This window comes from Polynucleobacter sp. MWH-Adler-W8, from assembly GCF_001889925.1.
Classification (GTDB): Bacteria; Pseudomonadota; Gammaproteobacteria; order Burkholderiales; family Burkholderiaceae; genus Polynucleobacter.
Map to the genome: position 1 here is coordinate 125,932 of NZ_LZFI01000004.1, position 24,214 is coordinate 150,145.

Sequence of the window (24,214 nt, forward strand, 5' to 3'; positions counted from 1 at the left end):
GTAATTTCCTAGCTAAATAATCTGCTAGCTGTAGAAGATCCAGCAGGGACGCCAGATTTCTCAAGATTGGCGTAGAGAACATCAAGGTGCTGACGAATGCTGATGACCGCAGCCTCACTCAAGTTGATGCCATTGTCATCTACCAAGCGCCCATGAGCTGCTTGTGCAATCTCCACGCCTTCAGAGAGCATTCGTTCAAATGCACGCTCTTCTTGCAGGACAAGGGGAACTTCAAGCAATAGGGTTACCTGAGTTACCGATTTATTTGGATCAAAATCAGAGCTAGCAAAAAGCACCATACCTTTGCTTTGATACTCATACTGACGTCCACTGCGAGATAGCTTAAAGCCCCGTTGACGCATGAGCGCATCAAAGTTACCCCATGGACATGGTTCATCAAACAGCACATTGATACTCAACTGAATATCGCTCTCAGCAGCCATGACATCTAATTCATTCGCACTTTCCAACATTGTGCTCACGCTAGGCATATCGATTTGGGAGCCCAAAGTTTCAGCAAGCGCTTGGGTGCGAGAGCAAAAATCAGATAGCTCTAGAACGCCGATAGCACCTTTGCGGCTTGCTAGCTGAATGGCTAGCTGTAAATCAGAATACTTAGAGTCAGGATGGAGCACTTCCCAGTCCTCAGCAACATCTAGATTGGCATTTAAGCCCTCACACATCCAGCGTGCAGTCGATTGAGCCTCAAGATCCGTCCAGGCATTAATTTCTTCTAGAATTTCTGAGCCGCTAATAGCCTCATCAAAGCGCAGTGTGATGACACAATCAATCCGTGGATCAATCGTAAACTTTTCAGGGGCAGAAATGGTTGTGATCACTTCGCCGAAGCTAGGCTCAGTGCGCCCTACATCGCTGTCAGCAAAGCCTTGACCAAAGCTAGGCTCTTTTCCAAAGCGATCATCTAAAGAATACTCACTGAGCTCTTTTGCCTTACGGCGTGCACGAGCATACTTAATATTCAGAATGGCTACAGCTATCAGGATTAATAGCCCAATAACTGCCAGCGCAAATTGCAAATCAGACAAACCCAACATCGTCATGATTTGTTCTACGTACACTTAGGCAGCCTCTACCATTGAAACAGCTGATGAGATATCCACTGCAACAATGCGGGATACACCCTGCTCTTGCATCGTGACACCAATCAATTGATGTGCAATTTCCATAGTGATCTTGTTATGTGAGATGAACAAAAACTGTGTCTTATCTGACATTTTGGCAACTAGCTTTGCATAACGCAAGGTATTTGCGTCATCCAATGGAGCATCTACCTCATCAAGCAAGCAAAATGGGGCCGGGTTCAAAAGGAACAGTGAGAACACCAAGGCAATTGCAGTCAAAGCCTTTTCACCACCAGAGAGGAGGTAAATAGAGCTATTTTTCTTGCCAGGAGGCTGAGCCATGACCTGTACGCCAGAATCCAAAATCTCATCACCAGTCATTACCAATTCAGCATGACCACCACCAAACAACTCAGGGAAGAGCTTGCCGAAGTGGGTATTGACCTGATCAAAAGTGCCCTGCAATAAATCACGTGTCTCGGCATCGATTTTCGCGATTGCATCTGTCAGAGTCTGCATTGCTTCATTCAAGTCAGCAGACTGCGCATCCAAGAATTGCTTACGTTCACGGGAGCTTGATAGCTCATCCAAAGCAGCCATATTCACTGGGCCTAAAGACTGAATTTCAGTATTCAAGCGATTCACCTCGCTCTGCAAGGCGCCAACTTTCAAGTCAGCACTGAAATTTGCCTCAAGTGCAGTAAGGTCAGCCTCTGCATCAGATAACAATGTGGCAAATTGCTCAAAGTTCAAACGGGCAGCCTGTTCACGCAATTGCAAATCCACTACCTTGTCACGCATTGGCTGCAGGCTGCGCTCAACCTGCATACGAGACTCATCGGCTTCACGCAATTGATGCAATAAAGCATCCTGCTCAGTACGAGCATTCGCTAAGGCAGCTTCACGTGCACTGCGCGCTAGCAATAGACCTTGTAATTTATCTTGCGCCTCTTCGTCGCTCAGAGTTTCTAGTTCTTGAGCGGCGGCATCATGCTTATCCTGAATTTCCATGATCTGAGTTCGGGCAGTACTTTGATCACGTTGCAAATCAGTGATGCGTTGCTGCAATGAACGTGTTGCAAAAGCCGCCTCTTGAGCCGCCATTTCAGCGGAACGGAGTGACTCACGCAAACGATCGCGCTCTTCAGTAGAGCGCTCTAATTTTTCTTGCGCTACTTGCAAAGCTTCTTGCAAGCCTTCTTTAGATTCTTCAGATTCAAGCAATTCAGCAGCAGACTGCTCTTGGGTCTGACTCACTTGCTCCATTTGTTGGCGTAACTCGCTTAATTCACCCTGAATCTGTGCTGCACGTTGACTGTATTGCTCTTCAGCTTGAGTCAACTGCATTCTTTCCACTTCAAAGCCGTGCGATTCTTGAACGGCATGCTCTGCGTTCTCACGAGCTTGCTCTGCCGCTTGGTGTGCTGCTTGATAGTTAGCAACACATTGATCCAACTCACCCTTGAGCTCACTTTGCATGAGTTGTTGTGCGCGCAATTGCTTCTCGAGACTTTCCATCTCTTGAGCACGCGCCAACATACCAGCTTGCTCAGAATCGGCTGCATAAAGTTGTACGCCAACACGACTCACTAAATGACCTTGCTGAGTAACAAATGCGCCACCAGCTGGTAATTTTTCACGGCGATGCAAAGCATCCTCAAGGCTGCTAGCAATATAGATATTGTCTAACCACTCTTGCAATACAGATGTGAGTCTTGGGGCACCTGCACTTTGCACACGACTCAATAATGGTGTGAAGTCCGCAGGAGCAGAGGTATGTGCTGGCGCAATCTCTTCTGTAAGCAAAATTGCTAAACGGCTTGGAGGCGCATCAATAGCCAGGGCCAATGTTTCCTGCACACTCTTTGCGGTCACAGCAGCTAAACGCTCCCGCAGTACCGATTCCAGCGCAGTTTCCCAGCCACTCTCTACTTTAAGTTCTTGCCAGAGGCGCTTGCTCTCTTTGAGACCCTTGCTTTCAAGCCAAGGCCCAATCTTCCCTTGAGCTTGCACGCTTGCCTGCAAGGCAGTCAATGCCGTCAACTTGGCTTCAGTTTGAGCAAGATCTTGATTTGCTATTTGAATCTGTTGTTGTGCAGTATTACGGGCTTCATCAGCAGCCGGAACGCGTTGTTGGGTTTCAACAGCGCGCTGCTTAGCCTCTTCCACTTTGCGGGCGGCCATAACCTGACGATCTATTGCTGTTTGTAAAGCTTCAGCATCAGGACGACGTAAGCCATCGAATTCACCAACAAGGCGAGTTTCGCGCCCCTTCAATTCATCTGACTGAGCTGACATTGAACGCAGGCGTTCACCCAAACTGGCTAAACGTTGCTCAATAGAGGCAACTGAATCACGTGCGCTATTGAGTTCACGTGAAGCGTTTTGATAAGCCTCTTCACGACTTGGCATTTGCTCTTGCAAACCATTTAAATCCGCTAAGAGTGTTTGTTCTTTTTCAGCAGCTAAAGACAACTCATGCTCAGTAGTACGTTGCGCTTGTGCCGCATCTGTTTCTTGGACAGTCCAGCGCTGTAACTGCGCTTGTAAATCCTGAGTTTGTTGCTGCAAACGTTGACGCGCTTCTTGCACATAAAGAATCTGCGCCTCAACTTGACTGACGTCAGAATTGGTTTGATATAAATCACCTTGCGCTTGAGAAACTTTATCTTGTAATGCGTACTGTTCTGTACGCATGGTTTCTAGCTCGGCCTCAACGTGGCGTAGCTTAGCGGTCTGCTCTTCCAAGCCAACTTGCGTATCGCGGATACCATTCGCATGGCGCTCTTGTTCTTTACCAGCCTCGGTCTGACGCACAAACCAAAGCAGTTGTTGCTGAGACTTCATCTGTGTAGAAAGCTCAGCATGACGCTCAGCAACAGTCGCTTGTTTTTCTAAGCGAGTGAGTTGTTGATCAAGCTCTCGCAAGATATCTTCAACACGCGTTAAATTTTCTACAGTGTCTTCTAAACGTGAGGCCGTTTCCTTGCGACGCTCTTTATATTTAGAAACACCAGCAGCCTCTTCTAAGAACACACGCAACTCTTCTGGCTTTGCTTCCAAAATACGGTTGATCGTGCCTTGACCAATAATAGCGTAACCTCTTGGACCCATACCAGTGCCCAAGAAAATATCTTGAATATCTTTGCGACGTACTACTTGGTTATTCACGTAGTAACTAGAATTTCCATCGCGAGTTAAAACGCGTTTGATACCTAATTCTGTAAAAGCACTCCACTGACCTTGAGCGCGCCCTTCAGTGTTATCAAAAATGAGTTCAACACTAGCGCGGCCAGATGGCTTACGTAAACCAGAGCCATTAAAAATAACGTCCTGCATTGATTCGCCACGCAATTCGCTGGCACGGGATTCTCCCAAAACCCAGCGGACGGCGTCAATAATGTTCGACTTTCCGCAACCGTTAGGACCCACAACGCCAATGAGTTGGCCAGGCATTTCAAAATGGGTTGGGTCTACGAAAGACTTAAAGCCGGAAAGTTTGATGGATTTCAGTTGCACGGCGTACTTTGCAGGGAAAAAAGAGGTTCAAATAAAGGGGTAAAAATTAAAGCTAAAGTGGGAAGATGATAGCAAGCTCTTGCCTGCTTGGACGCGTTTTTGCCCCATCTATATAATGATAAATCTACCTCCCGGGACAAAATCCCTTAACAATCTGATAGTTAACTAAAAAGCATGAGCCAATCACCACAAAACATCATTGAACAAGCCTGGGAAAACCGCGCAAACCTCTCTCCAGATAGCGCCCCTGGGGATGTCCGTAATGCTGTAAATGCCGTATTAGAGGGCCTTAATGCCGGTACTATTCGCGTGGCTGAGCGCCGTGACGTCGGTAAGTGGGAAGTAAATCAATGGGTTAAGAAGGCCGTTTTGCTTTCTTTCCGCCTCGAAGACAATCAACCTATGAGTGCTGGTGGGTTTACCCAGTTCTACGACAAGGTTCCTAGCAAGTTTGAAAACTACACTGCCGCCGACTTTGCTGCTGGTGGATTCCGCGTGGTTCCCCCTGCCATGGCCCGCCGCGGCTCATTTATCGGCAAAAACGCTGTTTTAATGCCTTCCTACGTCAATATTGGCGCCTATGTCGGTGAAGGCACGATGGTCGATACCTGGGCAACCGTAGGTTCTTGCGCTCAAATTGGCAAAAACGTTCACCTTTCTGGCGGCGTTGGTATTGGTGGTGTTTTGGAGCCAATCCAAGCTGGCCCAGTGATTATTGAAGATAACTGCTTTATTGGCGCCCGCTCTGAGGTAGTTGAAGGCGTTGTGATTGAAGAAAACGCTGTTTTATCCATGGGCGTCTATATTGGCCAAAGCACCAAGATTTATGACCGCGAAACTGGCGAAGTGCACTACGGTCGCGTTCCAGCTGGCTCAGTAGTTGTTCCGGGCTCCCTTCCTTCCGCTTGCGGTAAGTACAGCTTGTATGCCGCAATCATCGTTAAGAAGGTTGATGCTCAAACCAGAGCAAAGACAGCTATCAACGAATTACTCCGCGACTAAGTTAAATCCATGAGCGCCACACTTGAGCTCACCGAAGCTCTCATCGCCTGCCATTCCGTAACCCCGGCCGATGGTGGCTGCCAAGATTTAATTGCTAAACGTCTCCAAGCGATTGGTTTTCATACCGAGAGCGTGGTGAGCGGCCCTGAAAATTTCCAGGTAACCAACTTGTGGGCGATTAAAAAAGGTACAGCTGGCGATCAAGGCAAAGTCTTGGTATTTGCAGGCCATACCGATGTAGTGCCTACTGGCCCATTAGAGAAGTGGACAAACAATCCCTTTACCCCAACCATTCGAGACGGCATGCTCTATGGTCGTGGCGCAGCGGATATGAAAACATCCCTCGCTGGTTTTGTGGTTGCTACAGAAGAGTTTGTCACTACACACCCAGATCATCAAGGCACCATTGCTTTCTTAATCACCAGCGATGAAGAAGGTCCCGCTAACGATGGCACAGTCATCATGTGCGATCGCCTACAAAAACAAGGTCAGCGTTTGGACTACTGCGTCATTGGTGAACCGACTTCAGTTGATCGGCTTGGCGACATGATTAAGAATGGTCGTCGCGGCTCTTTGTCAGGCAAGCTCAAGGTGAAAGGTATTCAGGCGCACATTGCCTACCCTCACCTCGGCAAGAATCCAATTCATCTGTCGGCACCAGCAATTTCTGCATTAGTAGAAACCGAGTGGGACAAAGGTAATGAATACTTTCAACCCACCAGTTTTCAGATCTCCAACATGCATGCTGGCACCGGTGCTAATAACGTGATTCCTGGTGAGTTGGTGATCGACTTTAACTTCCGCTTCTCCACCGAGAGCAAGCCAGAGCAACTACGTGAACGTCTAGAAAAGATTTTGAAGGATGCCGGTTTAGAGTTTGAGATTGCCTGGGTATTGGGTGGTAGCCCATTCATCACTGGTGATGGTGACCTGGCTGGAGCATTACGTAAATCCATCAAAGCAGAAGTTAATATTGACACCGAACTCTCTACTACTGGCGGGACTAGTGACGGCCGCTTTATCGCCAAGATTTGTAAAGAGGTTGTAGAGTTTGGCCCTCTGAATGCGACTAGTCACAAAATTGATGAGTGCGTTATTGTTGACGATGTTGTGCCACTCAAAAATATCTATCGCAAGACCCTCGAACAGTTAATCGCTTGATCGATCAATTGCGCACCCGACTTTTCTTCTAAAGAACTCCACATCATGGACCCTGAGTCTCAGCAACACCTCACAGTAAACCAGTGCATCAATCACGTTACACAAACACTCGAAGCGGCAAACTTACATTACGGCCACGGGGCAATTGATGCCCAAAGTGAAGCTTTGTGGATTGTGAGCAAACAGCTTAATCTCAGCCCCGCAGAAGCTTTGGATCGCCTAGATGATGCAATCTCCGATGAGCAACAGCAAAAAGCATCCGCTATTGCCGATACCAGAATCTCGACACGCAAACCACTAGCCTACATCTTGGGTGAAGCCTGGCTCATGGGCGTGCCTTTTTTCTGCAGCGAGCAAAGTATTGTTCCGCGTTCCTGGATTGCAGAACTCATAGTTGATGGCTCGCTAGAGACCTGGTTGCCAGCTGATGGCAAAGCGCTTGATCTTTGCACTGGTAATGGCTCGCTGGCAATTCTCTTGGCTATGTCATGCCCAGATATTCATGTAAGCGCGTGTGATATCAGCATGCCTGCACTTTCTGTAGCTGCCCGTAACATAGATCGTCACAGTCTCAGCTCTCAAGTAGAGCTATTAGATGGCGATCTTTGGGATGCTTTGCCAGAACCAAATGAAGATAACCTCTTTGATCTGATCATCTGTAATCCACCATACGTGAATGCCGCCTCCATGAATGCGCTTCCTACTGAATATCACGCAGAGCCAGAGTTGGCTTTAGCTGGTGGAGAAGATGGCATGGATATCATCAGGCGCATTATTGCTTCAGCACCCGATTACCTATCTGAGCGCGGCGCTATTTTGCTCGAGATTGGTAATGAGTATGAGCATTTCAAAAAGGCTTTCCCGCAAATTCCAGCAATCTGGATGGAAGTATCCGCAGGAGAAGAGCAAGTCTTATTAATTCAAGCGGAAGACTTGCGCTAGGGAATTAACTGAGCTCGGCTGCAGCAGCAATAGCCTGGTCAATTCGCTCCACTGGAATTACCTTCAATCCTGGAATTTTGGTCTTGGGCATATTAGCCTTCGGAATAATGGCCACAGTAAAACCTAATTTAGCAGCTTCTTTCAAGCGCTCTTGACCACGAGGACAAGGACGAATCTCACCAGCCAAACCTACTTCACCAAAAACAATCAACTCTTTTGGCAATGCGCGATTTCGAATAGATGACTGAATCGCCAGAAGAACGGCTAAGTCAGCCGCCGGCTCAGAAATCTTGACGCCGCCTACTGCATTTAAGAATACATCTTGATCAAAACAAGCGACGCCAGCATGACGATGCAGTACCGCCAAAAGCATTGCCAAACGCGCTTGCTCTAAGCCAACGGCTAAACGACGGGGATTAGGCACATGCGCTGTATCTACTAAAGCCTGAATCTCTACCAATAAAGGTCTACTGCCCTCTTGTGTAACCAATACACAAGCGCCCGGAACCATTTGCTCATGTTGTGACAGAAAAATGGCTGATGGATTCGTTACGCCGCGCAGACCTTTTTCGGTCATCGCAAATACGCCCAACTCATTGACAGCACCAAAACGGTTCTTGATCGAACGCACTAAGCGGAAAGAGGAATGGGTATCACCCTCAAAATACAAAACGGTATCGACAATGTGCTCTAAGACCCTAGGACCAGCAAGATGACCATCCTTGGTAACGTGCCCGACCATCAGCACACAGATACCACTTGATTTAGCGGCCCTAGTGAGCTGCGCTGCACACTCACGAACCTGTGCAACAGAGCCAGGAGCCGAACTTAACACCTCTGAATACAAAGTCTGAATCGAATCCACTACCAATACTTGCGGCTTCACGGTATCCATAATCGATATCAGTTTTTCCAGCTGAATCTCCGCTAACACTTCAAGCTGAGGTGCATCTAAAGCAATACGCTTTGCACGCAGAGCAATCTGCGCAGCGGATTCTTCTCCACTGCTATAAAGCACATTCATGCCCGCAGAACTCATCTCTGCTAATGCCTGGAGTAGCAAGGTAGATTTACCAATACCAGGATCGCCACCCAAAAGTACCACGCCACCAGGAACCAAGCCACCACCTAGTACACGATCAAACTCTTCAACGCCTGTGCTAAATCTTGGCAAGTCTTCAGCGCTAATAGCGGATAACTTTTGTCTTGGCAGTGATTGCGCCAAGCCCTGAAAGCGTGCATTGGATGTCGTCTCAGGCAAACCCTCTTCCAAGGTATTCCAAGCCTGACAAGATGGGCACTGGCCCTGCCACTTAGCAGAGGTACCGCCACAAGATTGGCAAATGTAAATCGTTTTGACTTTAGCCAAGGATTGCCTGATTCAATAAAAAGTAAATTGAGGGAAAAATTAATCGAGCTGGGTGCCCGCTTTATTTTCTTGTGCACGCTTAGGGGCATCTTTACGACGTTGCTCTAAGTCAGCAGCTCTTGCTGCAGCATCTTTTTGCTTTTGCTCAAACTCGCGTTGATTAGCTGTTCGTTCAGCCGCTTTTTCGGGCGAGGCCCTCTCAGCAGCACGCTTAGCGTCTTCTTGAGTCTTTAAACTTTCACGAAGCTTACGCTGCACTTCATGCAAAGCCACCTCTTGCTCGCGTATCGGATCGATTTCCTTGCGATAATCTGCGCGAGCACTTCTCAAGCAAGGGTTGACCCAGTAATTCTGATAGCACTCAGAGGATACTTTACCCCAGCGATATTTAGCCCAGTCACGCTGCAACTCAAGGTCTTGCTCAATCTTATTCAATTGATCAAGGTCAGCCTCTTCTGCAGGAGTTGCCAATACAACCCCACCTAACGTAGACGCCAACAAAAATATTGAAGTCAATAATTTTGATTGGAGCAAAAGACTCTTTCTCAAATCTCGACCTTTGCACCCAACTCAACCAAGCGATTTGCAGGAATCTTAAAGAAGTCTGACTGACGTCCAGCATTTTGATACATCCAAGCAAATAGACGTTCACGCCAGATTGCCATACCTGGCAATGTAGTGGGAACAATAGTATCCCTTGAGAGAAAGAATGAGGTGTTCATTAAATCAAATTTCAGATCAAACTGACTCTCAAGCAAAGCCAAAATTTGATTGGTATCAGGAGTCTCTTTGAATCCATAAACTGCACGCACTACATAAATATTGGGGCCAAGCTCTTTTAAAGTAAGTCTTTGGTCATCACTTACATAGGGCACATCCCAGATACTGCACTTTAAGAAAAAGACACGATCATGAAGTATATGGTTATGTTTAAGGTTATGCAAAAAAGAAACAGGCAAGTAATCTACATGCGCAGTGAGAAAGATAGCAGTACCTTCTACTCTGTGCGGTGGGTTTAGCAATAAAGAAGTGATAAAAGTATCTAGCCGAATTCCGTCATTCAAAACACGTTCGCGAACAATTTGACGACCTTGGTACCAAGTCATCATTAGCAAGAAGCAAATCGAAGCAATCACTACTGGGAACCAACCACCTTCAAATAACTTGACCAGGTTTGCGGTGAAGAAGCCGACATCAATAACTAAGAAGCAGCTAATGATGATGGCTACAAGAATAGAATTCCACTTCCATAAAGCCCTCATCACCACTGCAGCCAACAAAGTTGTTAAGAGCATTGTGGTTGAAACAGCAACACCGTATGCATTAGCTAAGTTTTCAGACTTCTTGAAAGCTAAAACAATTCCAATCACAACAAAGCAAAGCACCCAATTGATAAAAGGAACATAGATCTGCCCTTTCTCCTTGGCCGAAGTAAATGCGATTTTCATGCGGGGCAAAAAGCCGAGCAAAATAGCTTCGCTAGTCATTGAGTAAGCACCGGAGATACAAGCCTGAGAAGCGATTACCGTTGCCAGGGTAGCCAATACCACTAAAGCAAATGTATATGATTCAGGCACCATCAAAAAGAAGGGGTTTGAGACCGTTTCTGGATGAGCCAGGAGCATTGCTCCTTGCCCAAAATAATTAATCAATAAACAAGGCATTACCAATAAAAACCAGGCGTATTTAATCGGACGTATTCCAAAATGCCCCATATCTGCATACAAAGCTTCGGCACCAGTAAGAACCAAAAAGATGGAGCCTGTCACTGCAAATGCGATGCCCGCATCCTGAGTCATAAATTGAAGGGCGTGAATAGGATTCAAGGCGCCAATAATTTGCGGTGCATCTTGAATTTGGTTGAAGCCCATTAAAGCTAAAGATCCAAACCACACCAACATAACAGGTCCAAAGAGTGCACCAACTACTGAAGTACCTTTTTTCTCAAACAAAAATAAGCACAACAAAATTCCAATCGTAATTGGAATAACGTACGGGATAAAGCTATCAGACACAACTGTAGTGCCCTCGATGGCAGAGAGCACTGAAATAGCAGGAGTAATAACAGCATCGCCATAAAACAAACAGGCACCCAAAACCCCCACAACCATAATAACGATGGAACGCTTAGATTTCGTTTTAGCAGTGCGCAAAGCAAGAGCCATCAAAGACAGAATGCCGCCTTCACCATGGTTATTTGCTCGCATGACAAACAATAGATACTTGAGCGATACCACCAAAATGAATGACCAAAAAATCATAGAAATGACGCCAAATATAGATTCAGTGGTCATCGGAATGCCATTTTGCGGATCAAAGCAAACCTTTAAAGCATAAAGTGGACTAGTGCCAATATCGCCAAAGACAATACCAATTGCGCCCAGCGCTAATGTCGCTAGGCCACCCTTTTGATGATGATCTTGACCCTGGATTTCAACCGGACGCAATATCTCTGAGTGCGAAAATTCGGGATTGCTAACTGACATGAATCATCCTTTTATAGGCCAAATGTTCAACTTAATGCGTGGCGATATGTTACTCCTTAACGATACCCATCAAATCCAGACTTTCCTTAATAAAACTGCTCATTTATGCGTTATTTACAGGAATACCTCGACAGAGGCCCCCAAAAAATGGTAGAATTTCAGCTTCAGACGCGGGGTGGAGCAGTCTGGCAGCTCGTCGGGCTCATAACCCGAAGGTCGTAGGTTCAAATCCTGCCCCCGCAACCAAGAATTACGTACTAAGCCCTTAATTTTTAAGGGCTTTTTGCTTTTCTGGGCATTAAAAAAGCCCAATTTCTCGGGCTTTTTAGCTATTTCAGGGTGGCTTTAGTTCAAAACCTTGTACCCGCGACCACTCAAACATCTCTTCACAACAGCCTCTTGAGCCTGATTACCAGTAAATGCACCGCCTGCACCACCAATCACCGCGCCAGCTCCAGCAGCCTGTACGATGCCCGTTTTATTGCCGCCTGTCACAAGTCCTAATAAGCCACCAACTACAGCGCCAGCGCCAGCGCCTTTGGCCGCAGTCTCACCCATACCTGATTGCTGTTGAGCATAGTTTTGACAGTCTTTTAAATCGCTCTCATATGCAGCCTCATTGACGCCCTTCATATCCACTAGGGGGCGAACATTCGCACCGGCACACCCAACCGTCACAGCAACCACCAGAGAACATAGGCCAAGTAACTTATTCATCTGCAGAATCCTTTTATTCAATTTCACATCGATCGATGCCATATCCGTTTTATATCATGTCGCAAAAACTGTGTCGAAGATTTTGAATTATTTTTAAATAGCCAAGCCTGGGCACCTGTTTTCGGCGTTTGATGAAAAGGAATCCCTAAATTCTGATAGCGTGCCGTGATATCTGGATGTGGATGCCCATAGCGATTGCGATAGCCATTCTGTGCAAAAGCCTGATGAGGTTCCAATCTTTTTAGAAGCGCCAAGGAAGAGGAAGTTTTGCTGCCATGATGTGGTGCCATAAAAATCAATTCCCTGTCGCCGATTTCATACAACATTTTCTCATCTAAGCGCTCAGTAACTTCTGCTTCACCTTGCTTTTCAACATCACCCGTTAACCAAAGCGAACTTTGTTGATTGCGTACCTCAAGCACGCAACTCATTTCATTGGGCTTCCCAGGATATTGATCAGCAAATACTATCTCTTCATGAGGATGCCAAATTACAAATTCGACACCATCCCATTTCCAACGCTGACCAAAGCGACAGGAAATGGCCGGAATCTTTCTTTTATGTAAATTTTGAAGTAATGGATTAGCGCTAGGCAAAGATCCCATCATCAAGTCAAATTGAATACTCTTCAGAAGTGTTGCAGCCCCACCAATATGATCACTATCGCTATGACTAATGACCATACGATCAATGTGATAGATCCCCTGGCCACGCAAATAGGGAAGAATTATTCTCTGACCTGCATCATCTTTCTTGCCTTGAATAGGCCCTGTGTCGTATAGCAATTTTCTATTAGCGGTTTCGATGAGAACTGCAGTGCCCTGACCAATATCAAAAACACTCGCCCTAAACTCTCCTTGAGCGAGATGTACATCTCCAAATAATTGGCTTGGCCAAAAAAATAAGGGGATAGATAAAAGGATGCCAAGCAATCGACCTCTCCATGTTTCACCAATCGGACCAGGTCGAATTGCATACACAATTCCACATCCAGCTATCACCAGCATCCACCACTCAGGCTGTTTTGACCAAGCCACAGACCAACTCCAACTCGCCATCCATTCCAGGATGACTGCAAGATATTCCATGGATGCATGCGCCGGCAATAAGAGCCAGCGGCCGATAAATTCTGGGAGTAAGGCACCGGCAATTGCCAGCGGAGTCACGATATAACTGACCAGCGGAATAGCAAATGCATTAGCCAGTGGTGAAACAATTGAAACTTGGTAAAACCAATACAAAGTCAATGGCAGCAGCGCCAGTGTGACAACAGCCTGGACACGGCACGCCTCACGAAGGGCTTGCCCCATACGATGCATCCAATGCGTTTCGAATTCTTTTCCCGTGGGAATGCCCAATAGACCAGAAGAATCCCCCATGGCATACAGAATGGCAGCTACAGCACCGAAAGATAACCAAAAGCCTGGCGTGTAGGGAGCCATAGGATCGATGAGCAACACGAATGCCAGAGCCCACCACCAGATATCAAAGGAACGTGGATTTCGGCCGGTCCATAAAGCGAATGCCACTACCCCAACCATATACATCGTTCTTTGCGCTGGAATCTGAAAGCCCGCCAACCAGGCATAGATAAACGCAGTTACAAATCCCGCTACAGCCGCTACCTTACTGACCGGAGAAATCAGTGGCCATGTGCGTCGACGCCATATAAATGCAGCAAATGAAGCGCCAACTCCTGCCAACATAGTTACATGGAGTCCAGATATAGAGATGAGATGCCCAATACCCGTTGCATTAAATACTTGCCAGTCATCTTGATCGATGGCGTTCTGATCCCCCATTACCAAAGCAATCAAAACACCTACATACCTCGCATCATCCGGCAGCATAGACTGAATCTTTTTTCGCAGATGCCATCTAGCAAGCTCCATGCGTAACTCAAACTCTGTCCAAGCGATATCTTTATCCAGCAATAACTCGCCAGACCTTACAGATCCGCTAGCTCGAAAGTCTTGATGAAAAGACCAACGCTCAAAATCAAAGGTATGTGGATTTAAGGAACCATAAGGTCGCTTTAGCTTTGCCCTGATCTTCCAGCGCTGTCCAGGAATTACCTCTGGAATCGCTTGAGGATTTCTCCAAGCAGGCTGCCAACTCAAATAGATTTTCTCTGGAAAGTAATTCAGGGCTTCTTTTCCAGAGAAGGCCTCGTCAACCTCAAAGGCAAACTTGGCGCCCGATGAATTACTTTGCGGCAATGCTGCAACTCTTCCCTTGAGCGTTAACTCCTTACCCTCCAACTCTGTTGCAAGAATATTCTTTAAGCGATTTTCAGCATACAAAGCATTCCATGCAAAACCTACTACAACTAGCAAACTAATCAGTGCAAATTTCTTTAGAAGAGATTCTGGATTAGAAAGCAGGATTGTCAGCAAACAAACTGCGCCAAAAGTAATGCAGGAAATGAGCCAATATTCTGGCAATTGCGGCAAAAATAAAAGGAGTAACCCCCCGGCAATGAATGCCGTAATAGCTAATCGCAAGAAATTAAGAGGCTAAGTTGAGACTTAAGAGCTGAGGAATACCTGCGCAGAGGGCAGACCAGCGTGGCAACACTTGCATTGCATTACCCCATATCGCCGAAGCAAATTCAGCATCACTGACACCCCTAACTAAGGCAAGTTCTTTTGCAATCCGCGGTAGAAAAGCAGGCTCATTAAAAGCAATACCCTCCCCTCTGAGCCATGCTGGTGGGATGTCGGGAGAATCTGTTTCAGTCACCATACTGTCAAGCGGCAATTCTTTTAAAAGTCTACGGATTTGCAAAGCGCGCTCATAAGTCGCTGCACCGCCAAATCCCAATTTAAATCCGAGCTCAATAAATTGCTCGGCCTGCTGAAAGCTGCCATTAAAAGCATGCGCAATTCCACTGGGGATACTTCGACGACGCAAGGCTTTTAAGATTGCATCCTGAGAACGACGTACATGCAAGATTACAGGCAATTGATATTTCTGAGCCAAATCTAATTGCGCATTGAAAAAGAACTCCTGCTTATGGGGATCTAAATCCTCAATGAAATAATCTAAGCCAATCTCACCAACACCCACAAAGCGAGGATCAGATATAGATTCAACAATTCTTTTCTCAAGTGTTTCGATATCGCCCTCTTGGGCTTGATTGGTATATAGCGGATGTATTCCCAAGGTATAAACCAAACCCGGGATTTCTTGACTATATTGATGGGCTAACTCTCTAATATGAGCACAGTCAGCCATCTTCACAGCAGGCAATAGTATTGCTTTAACGTTTTTTTCAGCAGCCGCCTGAATAATTGTCGGCAATGAAGTTGCAAACTCAGGGGCATCTAGATGGCAATGGGTATCAATCCACATGGGATGCCCACTCACACAGAAAATGGTTTTAATACTCCACGCTCTAAATGCAAGGTCCGATCACAACGCTTAGCTCGCACCGGGTCATGCGTCACGATCACAAAGGCTGTACCCTGATCTCGAGCGATGTCCAACATCAAATCAAATACGCCATCTGCAGTCTCGGTATCCAGATTGCCGGTTGGCTCATCTGCCAGAACGCAAGCGGGATTACCAACCAAGGCACGAGCTACTGCCACACGCTGACGCTCTCCTCCAGATAATTCACCTGGAGTATGGAGTTCACGTGCAGCTAAGCCAACCGCCTTAAGCATCTTGCTAGCGCGCTCCATTGACTCATCATTACTAAGGCCACGAATACGCAAAGGCAAAGCCACATTCTCTGCAGCACTAAATTCATCTAAGAGATGATGGAATTGATAAATAAACCCAAGATTATGGTTACGTAGTTGATCTAACTTCTTCACCGATAAGTTATTCAAGTTAGAACCAGCCAAAATGACGGAGCCAGCACTTGGAGTATCTAAACCACCCAATAAATGAAGTAAGGTGCTTTTGCCAGAACCTGAAGAGCCGACGATAGCCACCTTCTCCGATGGAGAAATATCCAAATCAATCTCTTTTAATACCTCTACGCCAGTGGGTCCTTGACCATAGGTCTTGGCTAAGCCTCTGGCCTTCAGCACTAAGTTATTGACATCACTCATAGCTGAATTACTCATAACGCAGGGCCTCCGCAGGTTGGACCTTGGCAGCACGACGACTTGGGTAAAGCGTCGCTAATACAGAAAGACCAAATGCCATTAATCCCACAGTCAGTACATCGCTAGTCCTAACATCAGAAGGCAATTCGCTAATGAAATACACCTCACGCGGCAAAAACTGCACACGGAAAATGGCTTCAATGACCGGCACGATGACATCAATGTTCAGCGCAATCAATAGACCCAATGCAACACCAACCAAGGAACCCAAAAGACCAATCGCCAATCCCTGAATTAAAAATATTCTTTGAATGAGTCCAGGGCTTGCACCCATAGTTCTCAGAATAGCAATATCGGCCTGTTTCTCATTAACCGTCATCACCAGAGTAGATACCAAATTAAATGCGGCTACGGCAATAATTAAAGTCAGAATGATGAACATCATCTTTCTTTCAGTCTGAACTGCTGCAAACCAATTGCGGTTTGATCTTGACCAGTCAGTGACCCAAAGCGCCTGAGGAACAATCGCCGCTAACTCATTAGCGACTTCTGGGGCCCGTTGCATATCATCTACCTTGACGCGCAGGCCTGACGGATCATGTAGGCGCAACAGGGCAGCAGCGTCCTTCCAATGCATGATAGCTAGAGAGCTGTCGTATTCATAATGGCCGCTGTCAACAATGCCGACTACCTGCAAAGTGCGCATCCGCGGCATAGCACCTGCTGGAGTTAAATCACTTTCTGGAACAATTAAATTAATACGATCGCCGACATGTGCACCAACAATGGCCGCAAGTTGTGCGCCTAAAGCGACACCAAAACTACCGGGCTTTAGATCATCAATATTGCCGTTAACAAATTGTTTTGGTAAATCCGAAACCTTACCTTCTTCGCTAGGCAAGATGCCACGAATAGCAACGCCACGCATTACCCCTTCGCGAGTCAATAAACCTTGAGAACTCACCATGGGTGCCACACCAATAACGTGTGGTTGAGCTGCAACCTTCAGCGCCAGTGGCTCCCAGTTTGCCAGTCCATCAGGAGCGGTAATCTCCACATGAGATAGCACCGACAACATACGATCACGCACTTCCTTTTGGAAACCGTTCATCACCGAAAGAACCACAATCAGCGCGGCAACCCCTAAGGCGATACCAGCAGTAGAAATCCCGGAGATAAAGGATAGGAAACCATCGCGCTTCCCCACCGTCTTACGACGCTTGGATCGGGTGTAGCGCAGGCCAATTTCTAGCTCAATAGGAAGTCTTAACATAGCCACAGTTTAGTGAATCGCGCAGACAAACTGATGGAATACTTAAATGCCACCTAAAATCAGGGGAATGACCGCAAATTCCACCCCCCCTAAGGCCCCGCTACGCCGCTTCACCCTGATGCTTTCAGGGGAAGATGCACTAGATGAGCTCGAAAGTAGAAATAGCCCCCATAAGGGACTGCCTCATGAGCGCTTTTTGCTCGGCGAATTGCTCCCTCTCGCCCCAGTCTTACTTCTTGGGCAATCCGCTCAAGCCGTCAATCCAAACGAAGTCATTACCTGCTTACAGCCCGTTCATCTGCATGCCACTCGAGATCATCTTATTTTGATGGGGCAAAATCAGATTGATCTGACCCCCGAAGAGTCAGCTAAGCTTTTGCAAGTAGCGCTACCTTTTATTGAGGAAGATTTTCAGAGCTCTATACTTTTTTATAACCAGCATTATTGGTTTATTCCTGCCGGCCCATTTTCCAGCTTAGCAAGTTACAGCGTGGATCAAGCTCACGGCCGAAATATTGATTGGTGGATGCCGCGAGATACCACAGAAGAAGGTATCGCGAAACGTTGGCGCAAACTTCAAAATGAAATCCAAATGCTTTGGCATATTGGCCCCGTTAATGAAGAGCGCGGACAACGTGGTATGCCCAGCATCAACTCAATCTGGATTAGCGGCATCGGTAAGCTCAATGACGTTCAAGCGCCTGCATTATTAAAACAATCTCAGCGTCTCATCGGCTCACACCCCATTCTGGCTGGCCTATCCAAGCTATTAAGCCTTCCACACGAAATCGCCCTGGATGAGAATAATTTACTTGGTGCCTTCGCCTGGCTAGATCAACCACAAGCAGCATGGCCCCAGTTAAGTGCAGCACTGCATGGCAAACAACTAGATGAGGTTGTCATCATCGACTTTCCGATGGGAAAGGTACGTGAGCGTATTTTCACCGCTAAAGATCTCAATAAAAAATCTTGGGCCTTCTGGAAAAAAGCAGAGCCACTGACTTGGAAGGAAATTAGTCAGCCATGAGTTACGCATGAGTTTCATATGAGCTTATTTTCACAACGCCCCTTCTCAGAGCGCACTGCCACATGGTTAGCGCAGAGTGGCTTACACCCACTACTGGCTAGACTCTATGCTGCTCGAGGTCTGCAATCTCCAGAAGAACTCTCGCTCGATTTAAAGCAACTGCTTTCGCCAGTTGAATTGAAGAATTGCATCAGCACCGCCTCTTTACTCGCTGATATCCTTGAGAAAAAAGAGCCCATGCTCATCGTCGCAGACTATGACTGTGACGGGGCAACCGCTTGTGCCGTCGGTCTGCGCGGCCTACGCATGCTCGGCGGCCCTGATACCCCAATTCAGTTTCTAGTTCCGAACCGCTTTACGATGGGATATGGCCTCACGCCTGAGGTTGTTGAGTTGGCAGCACAGCAAACGCCTAAACCGAAATACCTGATCACTGTCGATAACGGCATTGCTAGTGAGGCTGGCGTTGATCGTGCTCGTGAACTGGGTATGGAAGTGATTGTGACTGACCATCACCTTCCTGGAGATAACTTGCCGAAGGCGCTAGCAATCGTTAATCCCAACCAACCAGGTTGTAGCTTTCCAAGCAAAGCTCTTGCTGGTGTTGGTGTGATGTTTTATATGCTGGTGGCATTGCGCGCTGAACTTCGTAAGCGTGGAAAATTCTCCAATGAAACTCAACCTAAAGTAGAAAACCTCCTCGACCTTGTTGCCTTGGGAACAGTTGCTGACGTAGCGCAACTCGATCGTAATAATCGAGTATTAGTTTCTAATGGCTTAAAACGTATCCGTGCCGGGATATCTCAACCAGGCATTCAGGCGCTATTTCAGGCGGCGGCTCGAGATCCACGCAAAGCTAATACCTTTGATTTAGGCTTTGCCATCGGCCCCAGACTCAATGCCGCAGGGCGTCTAGCGGATATGACTTTAGGCATTCGCTTGCTCCTCACTGACAATGCAGATGAAGCCCTCAATCTTGCACATGAACTCGATCGTATTAATCGTGAACGCCGAGTGATTGAAACGGGGATGCAAGAAACTGCCCTCTCTCATCTTGCCGAAGATCAACTTGACGGCACTATGGCTGAGCGCACCAGTATTTGTTTATGGAACGCAGAATGGCACCAGGGTGTTGTTGGTATTGTGGCTTCACGACTGAAGGAACGCTTTAATCGCCCAGCGATTGTGTTTGCCCCTGCCGATGGCAGCACCGGTGAAGAATTACGTGGCTCTGGTCGTTCACTGACAGGCTTTCACTTGAGAGATGCCTTAGACCTGGTTTCCAAAAGAGAACCTGGACTCATTTTGAAGTTTGGTGGTCATGCGATGGCCGCAGGCCTAACGATTCGAAAAAGTGATTTTGAAAAGTTTGACACCTGCTTTCAGGAGGTAGCAAGTAGCCTATTAACGGATGAGTTACTAGAGCGCCGCCATGCCCACGATGGCGCATTGGAGCTTTCTGAATTTACCCCCGAAATCGGCGACTTGCTCGCTGAAGAGATTTGGGGCCAGGGCTTCCCTCAGCCGGTTTTCTATGGAGAATTTGAGATTACCCAGCAAAGCCTCATGAAAGAAAAGCATTTACGACTGATGGTTCGCCCCATTGGAAGCTCTGAAATCAAGGCAACTGATAAACCAATTACCGCCGTATGGTTCAACCGCACGCAAAGCCTGCCGGCTAAAGCTAAATTAGCCTACCGCCTAGTTACCGACCGCTATCAGGGACAGGCCCGCATCCAGCTCATGATTGAGGCCCATGACGAGGCAGCCAGCACCTAAGGGTCCAGGGCAATAACCCCCTTATAATCAGGGGATGGAAGCTGAACAACTAAACACTATTTCGAATACCTTGTCTGATCTGCTCACTCGTGAGCAAGCTCTTCGGGGGTATCTTTGACTTCGAAGTAAAGTCACGTCGCCTTACCGAAGTTAACTCCATTCTGGAGGATCCCACCATTTGGGATGATCAAAAAAAAGCACAAGCGCTGGGCAAAGAGAAGAAATTGCTCGATGGCGTAGTTGCCACGCTTACCGATCTCAATACCAACATTACTAGCGCTCTTGAGCTGTTTGATATGGCCAAAGAAGAAAGCGATTTTGAAACAATCGGCGCTATTGAGAAAGATGTTGAGAGCTACAGCAAGATTATTGGTGACCTAGAATTCCGTCGCATGTTTCATAATGAGATGGATTCATGTAATTGTTTTATCGATATTCAAGCTGGTGCAGGTGGTACTGAAGCCTGTGACTGGGCCAGCATGCTCTATCGCCAATATCTCAAGTATTGCGAACGCAAGGGTTACAAAACTGAAATTCTTGAAGAGTCTGATGGCGATGTTGCAGGTATTAAGAGCGCTACCATCAAAGTCGATGGTGAATATGCTTACGGCCACCTCCGCTCAGAAACAGGTGTCCATCGCTTGGTGCGTAAATCCCCTTTTGACTCTTCAAATGGTCGCCACACATCCTTTGCTTCTATCTATGTGTATCCAGAGATTGACGACTCCATTGAGATTGACGTTAATCCTGCAGATATTCGTACCGATACCTACCGCGCTTCTGGTGCGGGTGGTCAGCACATTAATAAAACCGACTCGGCTGTCCGTTTAACCCATATTCCAACAGGGATTGTGGTGCAGTGTCAGAACGACCGCAGTCAGCACCGTAACCGTGCTGAAGCGATGAGCATGCTCAAGTCTCGCCTCTATGAACATGAGATGCAAAAGCGTCGTGCTGAACAAGACAAATTAGAGGCCAGCAAAACTGATGTGGGCTGGGGACATCAAATCCGCTCCTACGTTCTAGACCAAAGCCGTATTAAAGACTTACGCACTAATGTCGAAATCTCCAATACTCAAAAAGTATTAGATGGTGATCTCGATGCCTTTATTGAAGCCAGCCTAAAACAAGGCGTGTAAAAATCAACCTCCCATTACTGCACCACGATAGATATGAACGATAAAACCCATTCAGATACTGCCCCAGCTACCGAAGTAGTTGATGAGAATCACATCATTGCGGAGCGCCGTGAAAAACTGGCCAAGCTTCGTGCTGGCGGTGTTGCATTTCCGAATGACTTTGTTCCTACTCATTTAGCGGCTGATTTGCATGCTCACTATGACAGCCTTACAAAAGAAGAGTTGGCTGAGAAAAAGATCCACGTCAAAGTAGCCGGCCGTATGATTCTCAAACGCGTTATGGGTAAAGCCAGCTTTGCCACCATACAAGACCGCAGTGGGCAGATTCAGTTCTACATCAATGATGAGCTCAGTGGTGCCGACGTTCATGGCGCCTTCAAGCACTGGGATATGGGTGACTTCATCTCTGCTGAAGGCAATCTCTTTAAAACCAATAAAGGCGAGCTGTCTGTTGAGTGCAGTAACTTACGCTTACTCAGCAAATCACTGCGTCCACTACCTGATAAGTTCCATGGCCTATCAGACCTAGAGACTAAATACCGTCAGCGCTATGTAGATTTAATTGTTAATCCAGAAAGTCGTAATACATTCAAAGCACGTAGCAATGCAATCGCTTCATTACGTCGCCATATGTTAGATGCCGACTTCATGGAAGTAGAGACACCAATGCTCCACCCTATCCCTGGTGGCGCAGCAGCGAAGCCCTTCATTACTCACCACAACGCACTCGACATGCAAATGTTCTTGCGTATTGCTCCAGAGCTTTACCTCAAGCGTTTAGTGGTCGGCGGTTTTGAGCGTGTCTTTGAAATCAATCGCAACTTCCGTAACGAAGGCGTAAGCCCACGTCACAATCCAGAATTCACAATGATGGAGTTCTATGCAGCCTATACGGACTACCGTTGGCTGATGGATTTCACAGAAGGTTTAATTCGTGCGGCGGCAATGGATGCACAAGGAACGGCTGTATTAACTCACCAAGGTCGTGAACTTGATCTGAGCAAGCCATTTCAACGTCTAACGATTGCGGAAGCTATCCTCAAGTACTGTGGCCAGTCAGGTAAGAGCTATGAAGCCGCTCAATTGGATGACATCAACTTCATCCGCACTGAGCTGAAAAAGGGCGGCGAGAACCCAGATGCCCCAACCCTCAAGAATGCCGGGATTGGCGCACTTCAATTAGCCTTATTTGAATTAGTGGCCGAAGAACATCTTTGGGAGCCAACTTACATCATTGATTACCCAATTGAAGTCAGCCCACTGGCTAGAGAGTCTGATACTCGCCCAGGCATTACTGAGCGCTTCGAACTCTTCATCACCGGTCGTGAAATTGCCAACGGCTTCTCTGAACTCAACGATGCAGAAGATCAAGCCAATCGCTTCCGCAAGCAAGTAGAGCAAAAAGAAGCGGGCGATGAGGAAGCCATGTACTTTGACCATGACTTCATCCGCGCTCTCGAGTACGGTATGCCTCCAACAGGTGGCTGCGGCATTGGTATCGATCGTTTAGTGATGTTACTTACTGATGCGCCCAATATTCGTGATGTGATTCTATTCCCGCACTTACGTCGTGAAGAAGAGTAATCATTCTTGAAATAAACAAAAGGCACCCTAGGGTGCCTTTTTTATTGCCGAGCAGAGAGTGCTGCGTTACGCTGGCAAACCTTTTTCATCAAATACGCCTTCAAATAAAGCTGAGCTCAAGTAACGCTCGGCCGTATCTGGAAGAACCACCACGATCGTTTTACCCGCGTATTCAGGCTTCTTGGCAAGACGAACGGCAACTGCAGCTGCTGCGCCACAGGAGATGCCCACCAAAATACCCTCTTCTTTAGCAATGCGGCGCGCGAACTCAATCGCCTCTTCATTGCTCACTTGCTCAACTTTATCGACCACTGATAAATCCAGATTGTCCGGAATAAATCCGGCGCCAATACCCTGAATCTTATGCGGTGCCGGTTTAATTTCTTCACCATTCAATTTTTGTGTGATGACTGGACTTGAAGTTGGCTCAACAGCGACTACCTCAATATTCTTTTTCTTGGTGTTCTTGATGTAACGAGCGACACCCGTAATTGTTCCGCCAGTACCAACGCCCGCTACAAATACATCGATCTTGCCATCAGTGTCTTCCCAGATTTCTGGGCCGGTAGTCTTTTCATGAATCGCCGGATTCGATGGGTTGCTAAATTGTTGCAGCAAGACATACTTAGAGTCTGACTCAGCAATCTCCTTAGCCTTAGCAACTGCGCCATTCATACCCTTAGGACCTTCGGTCAAAACAATCTTCGCACCCAAAGCGGTGAGCAACTTGCGGCGCTCAATACTCATGGTCTCCGGCATGGTTAGCGTAAGTGGGATGCCGCGGGCTGCTGCCACGAAAGCCAAAGCAATGCCAGTATTGCCACTTGTGGGCTCCACTAATTCCTTACCTGGCCCCAAGATGCCTTGTTCTTGCGCATCATTAATCATGGCCACACCAATACGACACTTCACTGAATAGGCTGGATTGCGGCCTTCAATCTTGGCAAGCACAGTTGCTTTAGCGCCATCAGTTACGCGATTTAAACGTACCAAGGGAGTCTTGCCAATGGTTTGGGAGTTATCGGTAAAGTAAGTCATAGAAATTCCTAAAAAAGGGAAACCAGCTGAAATGTCCA

At 47.1% G+C, this 24,214-nt stretch carries 18 protein-coding genes and 1 tRNA gene; 8 read left to right on the forward strand and 11 right to left on the reverse strand.

Going from position 1 to position 24,214, the window contains the following annotated elements:
• Positions 1–8: 8 nt before the first annotated feature.
• Together AOC28_RS05925 and smc are read right to left on the reverse strand one after the other, a co-directional pair.
• Entirely contained in the window at positions 9–1,079 is a 1,071-nt protein-coding gene (locus AOC28_RS05925; RefSeq protein WP_237767750.1) for a cell division protein ZipA C-terminal FtsZ-binding domain-containing protein, read from the reverse strand.
• On the reverse strand, positions 1,080–4,601 hold the full coding sequence (gene smc / locus AOC28_RS05930; protein WP_072583046.1) for a chromosome segregation protein SMC: 3,522 nt from the start codon (positions 4,599–4,601) through the stop codon (positions 1,080–1,082). It abuts the gene before it with no gap.
• A 174-nt stretch (positions 4,602–4,775) separates the two neighbouring features.
• On the opposite strand from smc, the gene dapD reads away from it, so the two are divergent.
• The 3 genes from dapD to prmB are packed head-to-tail and all read left to right on the forward strand — an operon-like array spanning position 4,776 to position 7,706.
• Positions 4,776–5,603, forward strand: coding sequence for a 2,3,4,5-tetrahydropyridine-2,6-dicarboxylate N-succinyltransferase (gene dapD / locus AOC28_RS05935; RefSeq protein ID WP_072583047.1), 828 nt, complete (start codon positions 4,776–4,778; stop codon positions 5,601–5,603).
• A gap of 9 nt (positions 5,604–5,612) precedes the next feature.
• Entirely contained in the window at positions 5,613–6,764 is a 1,152-nt protein-coding gene (gene dapE, locus AOC28_RS05940) for a succinyl-diaminopimelate desuccinylase (protein ID WP_072583048.1), read from the forward strand.
• Positions 6,765–6,809: 45 nt separating this feature from the next.
• Positions 6,810–7,706 carry a 50S ribosomal protein L3 N(5)-glutamine methyltransferase gene (gene prmB, locus AOC28_RS05945; RefSeq protein WP_072583049.1) on the forward strand — a complete coding sequence of 299 codons (897 nt, stop codon included), beginning with the start codon at positions 6,810–6,812 and terminating at the stop codon, positions 7,704–7,706.
• A 4-nt stretch (positions 7,707–7,710) separates the two neighbouring features.
• On the opposite strand, the gene radA is transcribed toward prmB, so the two are convergent.
• From radA to AOC28_RS05960, 3 genes are read right to left on the reverse strand one after another with little or no spacing between them, the layout of a single operon-like run.
• Positions 7,711–9,075, reverse strand: coding sequence for a DNA repair protein RadA (gene radA, locus AOC28_RS05950; protein ID WP_072583050.1), 1,365 nt, complete (start codon positions 9,073–9,075; stop codon positions 7,711–7,713).
• A 39-nt stretch (positions 9,076–9,114) separates the two neighbouring features.
• On the reverse strand, positions 9,115–9,573 hold the full coding sequence (locus AOC28_RS05955) for a hypothetical protein (RefSeq protein WP_237767751.1): 459 nt from the start codon (positions 9,571–9,573) through the stop codon (positions 9,115–9,117).
• Between the two features lie 47 nt (positions 9,574–9,620).
• Positions 9,621–11,561 carry a potassium transporter Kup gene (locus AOC28_RS05960; RefSeq protein ID WP_083564243.1) on the reverse strand — a complete coding sequence of 647 codons (1,941 nt, stop codon included), beginning with the start codon at positions 11,559–11,561 and terminating at the stop codon, positions 9,621–9,623.
• A gap of 169 nt (positions 11,562–11,730) precedes the next feature.
• On the opposite strand from AOC28_RS05960, the gene AOC28_RS05965 reads away from it, so the two are divergent.
• Positions 11,731–11,807, forward strand: a tRNA-Met gene (locus tag AOC28_RS05965).
• A gap of 99 nt (positions 11,808–11,906) precedes the next feature.
• Here the strand turns inward: AOC28_RS05965 and AOC28_RS05970 are convergent.
• From AOC28_RS05970 to AOC28_RS05990, 5 genes are read right to left on the reverse strand one after another with little or no spacing between them, the layout of a single operon-like run.
• Positions 11,907–12,278, reverse strand: a complete 372-nt coding sequence (locus tag AOC28_RS05970) for a glycine zipper family protein (protein WP_072583189.1) — start codon at positions 12,276–12,278, stop codon at positions 11,907–11,909.
• 23 nt (positions 12,279–12,301) lie between these two features.
• On the reverse strand, positions 12,302–14,782 hold the full coding sequence (locus AOC28_RS05975; RefSeq protein ID WP_237767752.1) for a DNA internalization-related competence protein ComEC/Rec2: 2,481 nt from the start codon (positions 14,780–14,782) through the stop codon (positions 12,302–12,304).
• A 4-nt stretch (positions 14,783–14,786) separates the two neighbouring features.
• A complete protein-coding gene (locus tag AOC28_RS05980) occupies positions 14,787–15,647 on the reverse strand; it encodes a TatD family hydrolase (protein ID WP_237767753.1) in 861 nt (286 codons plus the stop codon).
• Complete coding sequence (locus tag AOC28_RS05985; protein ID WP_072583052.1) at positions 15,644–16,339, reverse strand: ABC transporter ATP-binding protein; 696 nt, start codon at positions 16,337–16,339, stop codon at positions 15,644–15,646. The genes AOC28_RS05980 and AOC28_RS05985 overlap by 4 nt, the downstream gene beginning before the upstream one ends.
• A gap of 7 nt (positions 16,340–16,346) precedes the next feature.
• Positions 16,347–17,609: a lipoprotein-releasing ABC transporter permease subunit gene (locus tag AOC28_RS05990; protein ID WP_072583053.1), complete on the reverse strand. Its 1,263-nt coding sequence runs from the start codon at positions 17,607–17,609 to the stop codon at positions 16,347–16,349.
• A gap of 67 nt (positions 17,610–17,676) precedes the next feature.
• Here AOC28_RS05990 and AOC28_RS05995 point away from each other — a divergent pair, with 67 nt between their 5' ends.
• The 4 genes from AOC28_RS05995 (at position 17,677) to lysS (ending at position 23,138) form a co-directional block, all read left to right on the forward strand.
• A complete protein-coding gene (locus AOC28_RS05995) occupies positions 17,677–18,636 on the forward strand; it encodes a hypothetical protein (RefSeq protein WP_237767754.1) in 960 nt (319 codons plus the stop codon).
• Between the two features lie 18 nt (positions 18,637–18,654).
• Positions 18,655–20,415 carry a single-stranded-DNA-specific exonuclease RecJ gene (recJ, locus tag AOC28_RS06000; RefSeq protein WP_072583055.1) on the forward strand — a complete coding sequence of 587 codons (1,761 nt, stop codon included), beginning with the start codon at positions 18,655–18,657 and terminating at the stop codon, positions 20,413–20,415.
• 34 nt (positions 20,416–20,449) lie between these two features.
• Positions 20,450–21,554 (forward strand): peptide chain release factor 2 gene (prfB, locus tag AOC28_RS06005; RefSeq protein WP_192846857.1). Its coding sequence is split into 2 segments (ribosomal slippage): positions 20,450–20,521 and positions 20,523–21,554, totalling 1,104 coding nucleotides; the frame shifts between segments, so codons are not numbered across the junction.
• A gap of 33 nt (positions 21,555–21,587) precedes the next feature.
• The gene (gene lysS, locus AOC28_RS06010) at positions 21,588–23,138 is read left to right on the forward strand and encodes a lysine--tRNA ligase (protein WP_072583057.1); all 1,551 of its coding nucleotides are present in this window, start codon (positions 21,588–21,590) and stop codon (positions 23,136–23,138) included.
• 66 nt (positions 23,139–23,204) lie between these two features.
• Here lysS and cysK read toward each other — a convergent pair whose 3' ends face one another.
• Complete coding sequence (gene cysK / locus AOC28_RS06015) at positions 23,205–24,176, reverse strand: cysteine synthase A (protein WP_072583192.1); 972 nt, start codon at positions 24,174–24,176, stop codon at positions 23,205–23,207.
• Between the last annotated feature and the right edge of the window lie 38 nt (positions 24,177–24,214).